This is a genomic window from Empedobacter sp. UBA6745 (assembly GCF_002453775.1).
GTDB classification, from domain to species: domain Bacteria; phylum Bacteroidota; class Bacteroidia; order Flavobacteriales; family Weeksellaceae; genus Empedobacter; species Empedobacter falsenii_C.
Genome location: NZ_DKHL01000026.1, coordinates 180,571 through 195,021, shown reverse-complemented (window position 1 = coordinate 195,021; position 14,451 = coordinate 180,571). Strand labels below are relative to the sequence as shown.

Genomic DNA, 14,451 nt, shown 5'->3' with positions numbered 1-14,451 from the left:
GTAATCAACCGAGGACTCGGGTAATATAAAACATACCTATTTATAATCTCCCTACACCTCGGGAAAGGTGAAAATAACTCTGCGCAATCATGCAGATGAAATGAGTAAAGAAATTATTAAAATCGATTTTTTTTAATGATTCAACAGAACCAAATGAAATAATTGCAAGTTTTTATCCAGAAGAATTAATTAACTTTATCCATTATTATTCAGATTGGCTAATCAAAAACATTGAGAAATTAAACAACAATATCAATTAAAATTATTAATTAAATGAAAAAATCAGATTTTGATAAAAAATATCGAGAGGAACAAGAGTACAGAAAGTCAAAATTTTATATAATGATGAAAAACGAAGGTTTTATTGAAACCGTTGATAAAACAAACAATTTTTCAAAAGGAGAACCATTATTTTATAAAAGAATTTCTGAATCAGAGTTTTTAGCTTTTAATATTCCATACTATGAAAAACTTAAAAATGCTTTCTTTCAATCAGATTTTTGGAAAATTTATGTTTCATCAGAAGACGATTTTTTAAATAAAAAATTAGAAAAAAATCAATATAAAGATATTATTCTTGGGTTTAGAATCGAAAGAGATATGGATTTATTTAACCAAGAAAAAAACGTCGGCTAACATCGCATTAGTAAAATAACAATTTCAACCAAATAAAAAACCTTGTCAAGGTTCAGAACTTTGACAAGGATTTTTTTATATCTCAATTAAAATAATAAAACTGAAAGATTACTCTTCCCATTCTTCTTTTATTTGTCTTGCTTCATAATCTGCAACCATCTCTGCTTCATAATCTACTTTTTCTCCTTTTGAGAAACGACGAATTGCACTATCGAACAATGAATAAACCACAGGAACAATAATTAAGGTTAGGAATAATGATGACACTAAACCACCAATAATTACCCACGCCAAACCGTTGTTCATCTCCGCTCCTGCTCCTTTTGCTAAGGCAATTGGAATCATCCCGAAAACCATCGCAATTGTTGTCATCAAAATTGGACGAAGACGCGCATGATTAGCTTGCACTAAAGCATTGTGTGTCGTTTCACCAGCTTCTTTTCGGTGATTGGTAAAATCGACCAATAAAATGGCATTTTTACACACCAAACCAATTAACATAATCATTCCGAGAATCGTGAAGATATTCAACGAATTATTAGTTAAAGCTAAAACCACAAAGACACCAATTAATGATAATGGAATCGAAAACAAAACCACGAAAGGATAAATAAACGAATCATACAAAGCAACCATCACCAAATAAACTAAAATAATTGCTGCTAATAATGCGTAACCTAATGTACCAAAACCTTCGGATTGATTTTCTTCATCTCCACCCCAAACATACGATACACCGGTTGGTTTTTTACTATCAATTTTTTGTAAACTATTTTTGAAATCAGTAACAATATCACCCGTTGTACGACCAACAGATTGCGCTTGCACAGTTACAGAAGGTGTTTTATCACGACGCTCTAAGAAACTTGGTCCAGAACTTTGCGTAACCGTTGCAAATTGATCTAATCGAATTTGTTGTCCTTTATCATTCACAAATATCAAACTACGAACGTCATCGATATTCGAACGATTAAAATCATTGTACTGAATATTAATATCATATTCGTATTCACCCGCTCTAAATTTACCATCTGTATTTCCAGAGAAAGCAGTTTGCATGGTTAAACCAACTGTTTGTAAATTCAATCCTAAAGCAGACATTTTATCACGGTCAACTTGCACATTAATTTCAGGATTTCCGGCTTCTGTCGTTAATTTCACTTCCGAAGAACCCTTAATTTGTTCTAATTCGTGTTTTGCTAATTCAGCAAATTTCATGGCGCTTTCTAAATTTGGACCTGTCACAACCAACGCTATTGGCGCTTGTTCCGCTCCAATCAAACCAACTGGAACAGTTTTAACCTTAGCACCAACTAATTCTTTTTCTAAATCGCGTTTTACTTTTGCCGCATAAATAAATGAATTGTCTTCACGCTCTGATTTATCATTTAAAATAACGTCTATTTCTGCTTTATAAGCTGTTGCTTGTGCTGCTCCAAATCCTTCAGAACTTTGACCAACAGTTGTAATCATATCAACAACTTCTTTTTTACCACGTAAAAATTTTTCTGCTTTTTGCGTCATAAAATTTGATTCCTCTATTGTTGCATCTTTTGGTAACTCTATTTGAACTAAGAATTCACCTTTATCTGTTTTAGGGAAGAATTCACCACCAATATATTTTCCTCCCATTAAAACTCCAATAACTGCAAATAAAACGATAAATACCCCAATAAAAACTCCAATTCTACGAACGGTAGATTTTAAACACCATTCTAACATATCAGAAATGAAGTGGGTAAATTTCATTAATTGTTTTTCGAACCAAAGAATAAATTTCTCAAAAATATTTTTCCCTGTGATATGTTCTAATTTCCCGAAACGAGAAGACAACCAAGGAACAATTGTAAATGACGACAATAAGGATAGTAAGGTTGCGATAACGACTGTCACACAAAACTGTGCAATAATATTCGCCACCAAACCTGTACTCATTGCAATTGGTAAGAATACCACGACAATTACCAACGTAATAGCTGTTACTGTAAATCCAATTTCTTTTGCCCCATCGTATGATGCTCTAATTTTCGATTTTCCCATCTCCATGTGACGGTAAATATTCTCTAAAACAACGATAGCATCATCCACTAAAATCCCTACAACAAGCGATAAACCAAGTAACGACATCAAGTTGCAGGTATACCCCATTAAGTACATTCCGATAAAAGTCGCAATTAACGATGCTGGAATAGAAACCATTACAATAAAAGCATTACGAATACTATGTAAAAATAAAAGCATTACAATTGCAACTAAAACAACTGCTAAAACTAAATCGAAAATAACGTGATCTGCCGCAGCCAATGTAAAATCAGACGTATCATTTACAATCTGAATTTTAAGTCCTTCTTTCTTATAATCTGTTTCAACTTTTTTGATGGTTTCTTTCATCAATTCAGAAACTGCAACCGCATTTGCATCTGATTGTTTTACAACCTGAACAATAATCGCTGAACTCTGATTAACACGTGCAATTTTTTCTACTTCTTTTTGAGAATCTTGCACAAAAGCAACTTCCGATAAACGAACTTGAATTCCATTATTCGAAGAAATTACCAAATTATTTAATTCATCAACTGATTTATATTTTCCAGAAAGACGAATAATTGTAGAGTTTTCACGTGTTTTTACACTTCCTGTTGGGAAATCTAAATTCGAAGTTAAGATTGCTTGCTGAACTTGAGGCACAGATAATCCATAACCTTTCAATTTCACAGGATCTAAACTTACCTGAATTTCACGTTCTTGTCCTCCAATCAAATTTACTTGCGCAACACCTGTCACACGCGATAAAACTGGTTCTATTTTTTTATCTAACAAATCATACAAATCTTTTTCTGTCAACTTATCAGACGTTACACCAGCTGTAATAATTGGTAAATCACTTAACGAGAATTTCGTCAAAGAAGGCGGATCTACATCATCAGGTAAATCTTTCTCAATGGCATTAATCTTACGTTGCGCATCATTCAACGCTAAATCTGCATTTGCATCAGAATTCAACGTCACCATTACAACTGATAAACTTTCATAAGATTTCGATTCTACTTTCTTTACATTTTCTAAGGCTGCAACCGCATCCTCTATCTTTTTGGTTACAGAATTTTCAACTTCGTTTGGAGAAGCTCCAGGATAAACCGTTGAAATCGTAACAACATTCGTTTCAAATTTTGGGATTAATTCGTATCCCATTTGCGTATAACTAAACAATCCTCCTAATGTTAAAATCGTGAATAACACGATAATCATTGTGGGACGTTTAATTGATATTTCTGCTATTTTCATGGAAAAACTACTCTTATTTTACAACTTTCACTTTCGTTCCATCTTTCAGATTAATCTGACCACTTGTCACGATTTCAGCTCCATCTTTAATTCCACTAATAATTTCAACTTCAGTTCCAACCGTTTTCCCAATCACAACTTTCGTTAATTTCGCTGTATTATTTTCAACCACGAAAACTTGTCCAGAACTAATTCCGTTAACAAAAGCATTCGCTGGAACAACCAATACATTTTTCCCTGCATTTACATCATCTTTTGTCGAGAAAACTGCCGTTCCGTACATACCAGCTTTTAAACCAGAATTATTCGAAACTTGAATTTCTACTGGAAAGTTTAATGAAGCATCTGCTTTAGGCGCAATAAAAGAAATTTTTCCTGCAAATTCTTGATCAGGAAAAACACTCGCCAATACTTTGATTGTTTGTCCCACTTTCAAATTCACAACTTCAGCTTCTGTTACTGTAACTTGTAATTTTAGTTTTGACACATTAACAATATCAAACATTTGCGAACCCGGTGCTACTACAGATCCTGGCTCTATGTAACGCTTGTTAATCACACCAGAAATAGTTGCTTTTACATTGGTATCACGAACACGTAAATTTTGTGCAGAAACCGCTGCTCTTGCATTTTTTAATTGCAAACGCGAATTATCTAATTGTTGCTTTGTTACTCCTCCAGTTTTGTACGCATTTTCGTAACGTTGATTATCTATAATCGCATTTTGAAGATTATTTTGTGCTTGAGTTACATCAACCTCAATTGCATCTTTTTTAATCGTCGCCAATGTTTGTCCAACAGAAACATAACTACCTTCATCTACCAATACACGAACAATTCTTCCTGAAATTTCTGAAGGAAAACTCATTTCCTGAAATGGCGCAAACGTTCCGTTTGACGTATAATCTGTATTTAAGCTTTCGTATTTTGCTTTAATTGTATTTACCACAACCTCATCGTTACTAGCATTTACAATCGCAACTTCCTCTTCTTGCTTCGCTTTGTTATTTTTGATGATGTAAACTGCTCCACCAATCAAGCCAGCAGCAATTAATATATAAAGTAAAGTTTTTACTGATTTCATAAATCGGTTCTATTATTGAATTAATATTTTTAAATCTCCTTTTGCTTTGATTAATGCGATTTCGGCAATTTTATATTCTAACAAAGCATTTGAGTAATTATTTCTAGCATCTGTCAACGCATTTTCAGCGTCTAAAATTTCTGTCAAATTAGCTAAACCTTGTTGGTAATTATTTTGTGTATTTGCAAGTACTTTTTCTGCCAACGATACATTTTCTTCTTGAATATCGACACTTTTTAACGCATTTTCTATTTGCGCTTTTGCATTTTGATATTCCAAACTCAAACCAAGTTTTGTGTCATTCATTTGTTCTTCGATATCCAACAAATCAATTTCAGCTTGATTTATTTTTGCTTTTGTAGCTCCTCCAGAAAAAATCGGAACTTTTACACTCAAGCCAATCGAAGCTAAATCTGACCATGTATAAGTTTTTGAAGTAATAAATTTTTCACCAAAACCTTGCAATCCATAATTACCAGCCAAACCAACAGTTGGATAAAGATTTGCACGTTCAGCTTCTTTTGCAAAACCTAACAATTCTTTTTGTTTTGACAATACTTTAAATTCTGTTCTATTTTCTACATTAATTTGATCTTCTAACAAAACTAAATTCGGTGTGATTGTTTCTTCTGTCAACGTAATTGGCTGTTCTATTGGATAACCCATATAAAATTTCAATGCATTCTTGTTAATTTCTACTGCATTTACCAATTGTTGGCGAGATGAAGATATGTTATTTAATTGTACAACTATTCGGTCTAAATCAATAGGCTTTGCCAATCCATTATCCACTAAACTTTTGATAACATTGCGAACTTTATTCGTGTTTTCGTAACTTTTATCAATTGTTTTTAATTTCTCTTCTTGAATAAAAACTTGATAATACGCATTCGCTACTCGCTCTATAATTTGTTCATCTGTTAAATCCGCATTAATTTGGTAAAATTCACGTGTAGATTTTGCTGCTTTAAGTCCTGTAAAAACACGCTGATCAAAAATATTTTGATTAACCGTAACTCCCAAACTCGAATTCCATGGTTGTCCCATTTTAATGATAGTTGTTTGCCCTCCCATTGTCAGTGCAGTTTCTTGCACAATTGGATTATACTGTAATCCTGCATTTGCACTAACCTGTGGCAAAGCTCCTGCTCTAGCTTCATCAATTTTATATTCTGCTTTTTTGATAGCCAAATTCGCACGTTTAGCATCAGCTTTATTTTCTAATGCAAAATTTACTGCATCTTTAAGTGCAATAATTTCTTGGGCATTAGCAGAACTCATCAACGCTACAATCGCTATAGAAAGTAATTGTTTTAACCTTTTCATTGATATATTAATTATTAAAAAGTGTATTGAGAATAATTTCTTTTCGATCAGAAAGAATACGTTTGAAATCTTCGTCGCTCAATTTCAAATCCAATTGAAGTAGCGGACGAATTGTAAATGGATAATTAACCAATGAAATCATGTTTAACAAAAACTGAAGTGGCTCCATCTTTTTAATCGTTCCTTTTTCCATTTCTTCCTCTAATCTTTCGTAAAAAACATTTACAACTACATCTAAATCATCTTTCATTAACTTAGAACACATTGTATTATTTTTATTCATTTCGNNTTCGGTAACGATGTAAGTTTCCAAATATGGATACTTGATTGATGTTGCAATAGAATCCTCTATAAATTCGCCAATCATTTCTTTGATATCACGATTTCTATCAAAAATAGCACGCGATTTTTCATTACTTACTCGCGTAGCTTCTTCGTAAATAATACTAATTAAATTGTTTCGCGATCTGAAATAATAATTAATCATCGTTCTATTCACTTTCGCTTCATCAGCTATTTCTTGCGTTGTTGCATGAAATCTACCTTCACCAAAAAACATTCTTTTCGCTGTTTCTTTGATCAATTCTTCTGTATCGTCTTTCATATCTGTGCGGCTTTTTTATTTTGACAAAATTGTCAAACAAAATTATTAATATATTTCGTTAATCCAAATAGTTAAACATTATTTTTAAAAAAATTGAAGAAAATCATAAAGATTACCGAACTGATTATCCGTAAATTTGCTTGATGAAAGAACAATATGATTTGATAATTGTAGGTGCTGGGCCAATTGGTTTGGCTTGTGCAATAGAAGCGAAAAGAAACAATCTTTCTTATTTAATTATTGAAAAAGGTGCTTTAACAAATAGTTTGTACAACTATCCTTTGTATATGACATTTTTTTCGACTGCCGAACGATTAGAAATTGGAGAAATTCCGTTCAATTGTATTGCGCCAAAACCTGGTCGACAAGAGGCGTTAGAATATTATCGAAACATTCATAAATATTTCAAATTCAATCTAAATCTATACGAAGAAGTTGAAACGATTAATAAAGTTGAAACAAATCATTTCGAAGTTAAAACATCAAAAAATAACTATTCAACTAACAATATAGTCCTTGCAACTGGTTTTTATGACATTCCAAACTTAATGAATATTGAAGGTGAAAATTTGCCAAAAGTTCATCATTATTACAAGGAAGCTCACCCTTATTCTTTTCAGAACGTAGTGGTTGTTGGAGCGAATAATTCTTCTGTTGATGCAGCTTTAGAATGTTATCGAAAAGGTGCCAATGTAACAATGGTGATTCGTGGCGAAGGTTTTACGCATCGACTAAAATATTGGGTTCGTCCTGATATCGAAAATCGAATTGCAGAAGGAAGTATCAAAGCTTATTTCAACTCGAATATTACTTCTATTGACGAAAATCAAGTTCATATCAAAACACCAGAAGGTGATATTTCAATTGAAAATGATACCGTTTTAGCTTTAACTGGTTATCATCCAAATTTCAATTTTTTGGAGAACTGTGGAATAACTTTCAGTGATGATGAATTGAAAACGCCAACTTATAATCCCGAAACAATGGAAACAAATGTGGATGGTTTATATTTGGCAGGCGTTGTTTGTGGTGGTATGTTGACAAATATTTGGTTTATTGAAAATTCGCGCGTACATGCACAGCAAATTGTTGAGGCAATTTTAGCAAAAAATAATAAATAAAAGTTTCTGTATTAATCAGAACATAAAAATAAAAATAACATGAAAGACCTTTTCGGACAGGCAATTTTAGATTATCAAACCAATCATTCGCCCGAAGATCTCTATACCGAAACATCAATTTCTGAGTTGGATGTGATGCCAATTGATTATCTTTTTAGAGATTATGATGACATGCCAATTTTGGAGCAAAAAGCATTGGATTTATCAAAAGGAAAAATCTTAGATGTTGGTTGTGGAGCGGGTTCTCATTCACTTTATTTGCAAGAAAAAGGGTTGGATGTTTTAGCAATTGATATTTCTCCGAAAGCGATTGAAGCTTGTTTATTGAGAGGAATCAACAATGCAAAAGTTCAGAATTTCCTTGAAATCAATGAAGCTGAGAAATTTGATACGATTCTATTTTTGATGAACGGAACTGGGATTTTTCAGAATTTAGTTTTAATTAATGTTTTCTTGGATAAAATCAAAAATTTATTAACCGAAAATGGTCAAGTTTTGATTGATGGAACCGACATTATTTATATGTTTGATGAAGACGAAGATGGTGGAAAATGGATTCCGAGCAATGGAAATTATTATGGCGAATTAGATTTTACGGTTCATTATAAAGGCGAGCAAGAAGAACCTATTCAATGGTTGTATTTGGATTTTGATACGTTAAAAAATGCGTGCGAATATCATCAATTAACTTGTACAAAAATAAAAACCGAAGGAGATTCTTATTTAGCAAAAATTACTTTGTAAAATATCGTTTCGATAATAAATACAAACTCATTAATTCATCAGAATTAGTGAGTTTTTTTGTGTTAAATATTAACTAATTTTAGCAAAAGTTTAATTTTTCTAAAAGTTTATTTTTATTAATTTTAGAAAACTCATACTAACACAAACTTATATGAAAACTATTCACGTCAATGTGAAACAATTGGGCAAAAAACATCCAATTCTTGCCGAATTACCTATACAACTTAATACAGCAAAAGATACAATTTCTGTGTATGAACTTCTTGATTTTATAGTTCAACAACAAGTTGAAGAATACAATCAAAAACCGATAGAAAAAGAAGATATTGATACAGAAAAACTTCCTAAAGAAAACTATTTACCACTTTTAATTGAATCAGGTAAAGTAGGTTTTTCTAGTATTTATAACGAAAACAAAGCTGATTTATCCAAAGCACAAGAAACCGCAAGACAAGCTTTTGAAGACGGAATGTTTGCGATTTTCTTAGGAGAAGAACAAATCGAAGATTTAGCTGAAGAAGTTTCATTAACATCAAATCAATCTTTTACATTTATACGACTTACTTTCCTTGCTGGAAGTTACTGGTAGAACGAACAAAACTCAAAACATATGCCTACACTTATTGAAATTTTGACTCCATTTGAGACAAAAAACAAAACGCAAGAGCTTGAAAAAAAATTAAAAAAATCTGCAGAACTTTCTCTTTTACCCAAATCAATCAAAAAAGAAGTTGCCGAATTAGGATTATTAATTCTAAAAGGTAACACGGATTATTACTCAGAAATTGATTACGGAACCAAACAATTTTTCAAATTAAAAGAATTAATTTCTGACAATATCTGGGAAGATAAAAAATACTATAAATTATTAGAACTTTTTTATGGTGAAGAATTGGCTCCTTATGTAAAAAATAGTTGGAATAAAATGTCTCAACATATTTACCAATCGGGATATTACAGACGATCTTTTCGAGCGCCGAATCAAAAAGATTACATTCTTGTCAAGCAGATCAATTTTCTACGAAATTTATTGACAAAACCTTCTCAATACACTTCCGAAGGCTATAAATACTATGATTTACCAATTGTTGAGCAAATTAGACATTCTTCTGACATCGGTATTAATGATAGTTACACATTGATTTGGTCTGAAATGATTGACCAAGGAAATCAACAGATTTATCAATTAATGGAAGATATTATTTATGGAAAAGATCCTATAGGAAAAGTTTCGCGAAATATTATCAAAGCATTATTAAATTCTCATAAACCTGAAGCGTGGGAATTGGTTGAAAAACTTTTGCTTTCTGCACAACGACAAGAAGGTTTGCGACAAACAATTCTCGAAACGTTAGACGAAACAAGTATAGGCGCATTACAATCGTTGATAAAAGTTATTATTAATGAAAAATTAGCTCGCTTTTCTTCTGTTGTTCGCGCTGTAGATACGTGGACAGGCTTAGGTTGGGAAGCAGAAAAAGAAACCACAATTCGTAATATCTTAGCTTTTGCTGATCTATTTTTGACTCATCCTGAAACCATAGAAAAAGGAATAGAAAGTAAAAATAACAACGAAGTTTATATGGCGCTTTGGTCGCAAGGTGTAACAGATATTGATATTTCATTAAACTATCTAGATAAATTACTTGAGAAAGGAACAATTGAAAAGAAATGTCTGGCTTTAAAATTTGCAAGCGAAACTTCTATTTACGAAAAAGAAATAAGGCTTTATAATAAAGCTTTAGACGAAGTTAATTTACAAGTTTTCTCTTTCTTTTTACCACGAATGATTTCTGTAACTTCATCATTCAAATTTCCTAACGATGACACTTTAATCGGTCTTTTTGATAAAGTTTTACATCTTGCAGAAACAATTCAAGAAAAGGAAAAAACATTCGAAGGAAAAGTATTTTCTTGGTTAAATACAAAATTCTCTAAAGACGATTTATATTCAGTTGCGATTAATTTAATTGGAGAAGACCAAACAAAACTTGAACGAATTTTAGCTAAATTTGATCAATTAAGTCTTTCGTTACGCGAATCTTTAACGCGTTTGGTTTTAAAAGATTTTTACAGTTATTCATATTATTATATGGATCAGAAAAAATCAACAAAAAAGGTTTCTGATTTTCAGCGTGAATTTGCCTTAAAAACGATTAAAGATCGAGGTGAAAGTGTTGTTGCTTCTTCATTGAATACGTTGAAACATACAGAATTAAATCAACAAGAAATTGAATCGATTCAAGATTTATTTAAACGAAAAGGTGCCAATCTTCGCAAACATTTAATTCAATTAATTCTTCTTCAAAATGATGAAATCATTTCAACTTTTACGCAAAATTTAATTGAAAAAGGTGATGCTGAACAGCGTTTGGCGGGATTAGACATTTTGTTACAATTAAACAAAGAGAAACGTGCTACTGATTTTGTAAAACAAACTGTCAGTTCTTTTAACGAGCGCAAAAAAATCACTGAAAAAGAAACTATTCTTTTAAAACAATTAGATCCAAAAAGTTCTAATGATATTTTATCTATAGAAAATGGTTTTGGAATTTACAATCCAACTAATATTACGCCGTTCGAATTACCGAAATTGGATAAAGATTCGGTTTATTTGAAACATACAAAGAAGAATAAATACGGTTTTTTAAAATCTGAAAACGAAATTGTTAAGAATTTAGAACAATTAAAAGATCTTTATCTTCAAAATAAAGATTACGAATATGAGTATGAAGATTGGAACAATAGCGTAATTACAGATTTGTTGGGAAATAGTTTTAATCCTTTGAAACGAAATACTCAAAACTTAACTGCTGACGAAAAATTTGCAAATTATCCGTTACACGAAACTTGGGAAAAATGGTATTTAGATAGCAAGTTAACACCTATCGATCTTTATTTATTGACGATGGAAGAAGAATGCGACCGAAAAGTTTGGCGAACTATTTTAGAAAATTATGTGTTCTATAACAAAGGAAAAATTCCAAACCCTTTAAAAACTGATTATTATTGGAACAATCCTTTAAAATCGATTTTGTTTATTCTTCAAGAAAAATTCCCGTTTGAAGATGCTAATAATTTCGTGATTGATGGGACAATTCAATTGTTTTCTGCCTTACCAAAAGACGTTATTAATTATCAAAGTAAAAGAGATAAAAACAATTATTATTACAACGAAGAATTTGGAAACGGTTGGCAAAACGAACGCTTTTTTGATATTTTTCTGAACAAAATAAACCTTATCAATCTAGAAAAAGATGATGTCCAAAAAGTATGGAATATCTACAGATGGCGTCAATACAATGGTTTAGAAGAAAATATAAAATTTAATAAACCGCCACTTTATATTTATTGTTTGGCTTACCAAAATAAATTCATCACAAAAGATGAAATGTACGAAGGAATTCTAGATCCTGATCGTATCAATGAAATCACAAGTGATCGAAAAAATTATCGCTACCAAGGAAGTAAAACCATGCAAGAAGATTTTCCTTTCTTAACTGAAATGATTGAAAATATTCGAGAAAAATTTTTAGATGTCGAACTAAAACGTGGAGATTCTAATACAAATGTCACTCAATTTGTTCAAAGTTTTGAGCATATTTATGGAATAAATCGTTTTGTTGAAATTTTAGATAAACTCGGAAAAGCTAAACTTTTCAAAGGATACATTTATTCTTGGCGTTATACAGATGTTACAAAACAGAAATTATTTAGTTTCTTAATCAAACGATGTTTACCACTAGAAACTGATACGCAAGAAGAATTCAATCAATTAGTAAAGAAAGCTAAAATTTCAGAAAGTCGTTTAATAGAAGCTTCTGTTTATGCTCCTCAATGGCAAAAATTAGTTAGTAATTATTTAGACTGGAAAGGTTTAGACGCCGCGATTTGGTGGATGCATGCACATACAAAAACATCTGGCTATCAAGCTGAAAATGCTGAATTAGAAAGTGAAGTTGCAAAATATTCCTCAATTGATATTCAAGATTTCAAAGATGGAGCGGTTGACAAAGATTGGTTTACAAAAGCATATAAAGAATTAGGAAAATCGCGTTGGGAAATTTTGTACGAAGCTGCGAAATATATTACTGACGGAAATGGACATCGTAGAGCAAGACTTTATGCAGATACTTTGACAGGAGATTTAAAAATTAGAGAAGTTACAGCCAAAGTAAAAGATAAACGAGATCAAGATTATTTGCGTGTTTACGGTTTGGTTCCATTGAGCAAAACAAATGCAGAAAAAGATGTTTTATCGCGCTATGAATATTTACAACAATTCAAAAAAGAAAGTAGAGAATTCGGATCGATGAAACAAACAAGCGAAGCTTTAGCTTTGCGAGTTGCTTTAGAAAACTTGGCAAGAAATGCAGGTTATCCAGATCCTATTCGTTTAACTTGGGCAATGGAATCTCAACAGGTTCAGCAAATTTTATCAAAAGATACACAAGTCGAAATTGATGGTACAACAATAGGTTTGATTATTGATGAAGACGGAAAAGCAGATTTGGTAACTTTTAAAGGTGATAAACAATTAAAATCGATTCCTCCAAAATTGAAAAAAAACAAAGCAGTTGTAGAACTTACTAATTATCGTAAAACATTGCGAGAACAATTTACTCGTTCGAGAAAAGGATTAGAAGAAGCGATGATTCGTGGAGATGAATTTTTATTTTCAGAAATTGAAAATTTATTTTCGCATCCAATCATTTCAAAACATTTAGAGAAATTAGTTTTTATTTCAAGCAAAAATACAATTGGTTTTTATCTAAACGGACAATTAAAAGACGCAAAAGGGGATTTACAATCTATTGATTCTACAGAAATGTTCCGAATTGCTCATTGTTATGATTTACATCAAAATTCTGTTTGGATTGATTATCAACATTATTGTTTTGATCAAAAATTAAAGCAACCTTTTAAACAAATTTTTAGAGAATTATATATTCCTACAGCAGATGAACTGAAGGAGAAATCTATTTCTCGTCGTTATGCAGGACATCAAGTTCAACCAAAACAAACATTGGCTTTATTAAAAACTCGTGGTTGGAAAGTTGATTACGAAGAAGGTTTGCAAAAGGTTTTTCACAAAGAAGGTTATCAAGTTAAGCTATATGCTTTGGCAGATTGGTTTTCTCCAGCTGATGTTGAAAGTCCAACTTTAGAAACTATAGAATTTCACTCATTAAAAACACATAAAAATATTCCTTTCGAAGAAATAAACCCTCGAATTTTCTCGGAAGTAATGCGTGACATTGATTTGGTTGTTAGTGTAGCTCATGTTGGCGGTGTTGATCCTGAAGCAAGTCATTCTACAATTGAAATGCGAACAGTTTTATTAAATGAAACGACTCGATTATTCAAACTGAAAAATGTCGAAACAAAAGGAAGTCATGCTTACATAAAAGGAGAAATGGCAGAATATAGTGTACATTTAGGAAGCGCTGTTGTGCATCAAGTACCAGGTTTGTATTTATCTATTTTACCTGTGCAATCGCAACATAGAGGTCGAATATTTTTACCTTTTGCTGATGATGATCCTAAATCTGCAGAAGTCATCTCAAAAGTTTTATTATTAGCAAAAGATAATGAAATAAAAGATCCAACTATTTTAAGTCAAATAAAACGAGAAATAAACTAAATAAAAA

The 14,451-nt window shown here is 31.6% G+C and carries 9 protein-coding genes; 5 read left to right on the top strand and 4 right to left on the bottom strand.

The window, feature by feature from the left end; all coding sequences use genetic code 11:
- Window positions 1-273: 273 nt before the first annotated feature.
- Window positions 274-636 (top strand): hypothetical protein, encoded by a 363-nt coding sequence (locus B4H69_RS08530; protein WP_280045382.1) that lies wholly within the window; start codon window positions 274-276, stop codon window positions 634-636.
- A 108-nt stretch (window positions 637-744) separates the two neighbouring features.
- On the opposite strand, the gene B4H69_RS08525 is transcribed toward B4H69_RS08530, so the two are convergent.
- Genes B4H69_RS08525 through B4H69_RS08510 form a run of 4 tightly spaced genes read right to left on the bottom strand, consistent with a single transcriptional unit; the run spans window position 745 to window position 6,890 of the window.
- Window positions 745-3,921 carry an efflux RND transporter permease subunit gene (locus B4H69_RS08525; RefSeq protein WP_291093508.1) on the bottom strand — a complete coding sequence of 1,059 codons (3,177 nt, stop codon included), beginning with the start codon at window positions 3,919-3,921 and terminating at the stop codon, window positions 745-747.
- A 13-nt stretch (window positions 3,922-3,934) separates the two neighbouring features.
- Entirely contained in the window at window positions 3,935-5,005 is a 1,071-nt protein-coding gene (locus B4H69_RS08520; protein ID WP_219034225.1) for an efflux RND transporter periplasmic adaptor subunit, read from the bottom strand.
- A 12-nt stretch (window positions 5,006-5,017) separates the two neighbouring features.
- Window positions 5,018-6,331, bottom strand: a complete 1,314-nt coding sequence (locus B4H69_RS08515) for a TolC family protein (protein ID WP_219034224.1) — start codon at window positions 6,329-6,331, stop codon at window positions 5,018-5,020.
- A 7-nt stretch (window positions 6,332-6,338) separates the two neighbouring features.
- Window positions 6,339-6,890 (bottom strand): TetR/AcrR family transcriptional regulator, encoded by a 552-nt coding sequence (locus tag B4H69_RS08510; protein ID WP_422653366.1) that lies wholly within the window; start codon window positions 6,888-6,890, stop codon window positions 6,339-6,341.
- Window positions 6,891-7,078: 188 nt separating this feature from the next.
- Between B4H69_RS08510 and B4H69_RS08505 the strand changes: the two genes are divergently transcribed.
- The 4 genes from B4H69_RS08505 (at window position 7,079) to B4H69_RS08490 (ending at window position 14,444) form a co-directional block, all read left to right on the top strand.
- Window positions 7,079-8,056, top strand: a complete 978-nt coding sequence (locus B4H69_RS08505) for a YpdA family putative bacillithiol disulfide reductase (RefSeq protein WP_280037076.1) — start codon at window positions 7,079-7,081, stop codon at window positions 8,054-8,056.
- Between the two features lie 39 nt (window positions 8,057-8,095).
- Window positions 8,096-8,800, top strand: a complete 705-nt coding sequence (locus B4H69_RS08500) for a class I SAM-dependent methyltransferase (protein ID WP_291093502.1) — start codon at window positions 8,096-8,098, stop codon at window positions 8,798-8,800.
- 151 nt (window positions 8,801-8,951) lie between these two features.
- The gene (locus tag B4H69_RS08495) at window positions 8,952-9,389 is read left to right on the top strand and encodes a hypothetical protein (RefSeq protein WP_291093500.1); all 438 of its coding nucleotides are present in this window, start codon (window positions 8,952-8,954) and stop codon (window positions 9,387-9,389) included.
- Between the two features lie 21 nt (window positions 9,390-9,410).
- The gene (locus B4H69_RS08490) at window positions 9,411-14,444 is read left to right on the top strand and encodes a DUF4132 domain-containing protein (protein WP_291093498.1); all 5,034 of its coding nucleotides are present in this window, start codon (window positions 9,411-9,413) and stop codon (window positions 14,442-14,444) included.
- Window positions 14,445-14,451 lie beyond the last annotated feature (7 nt).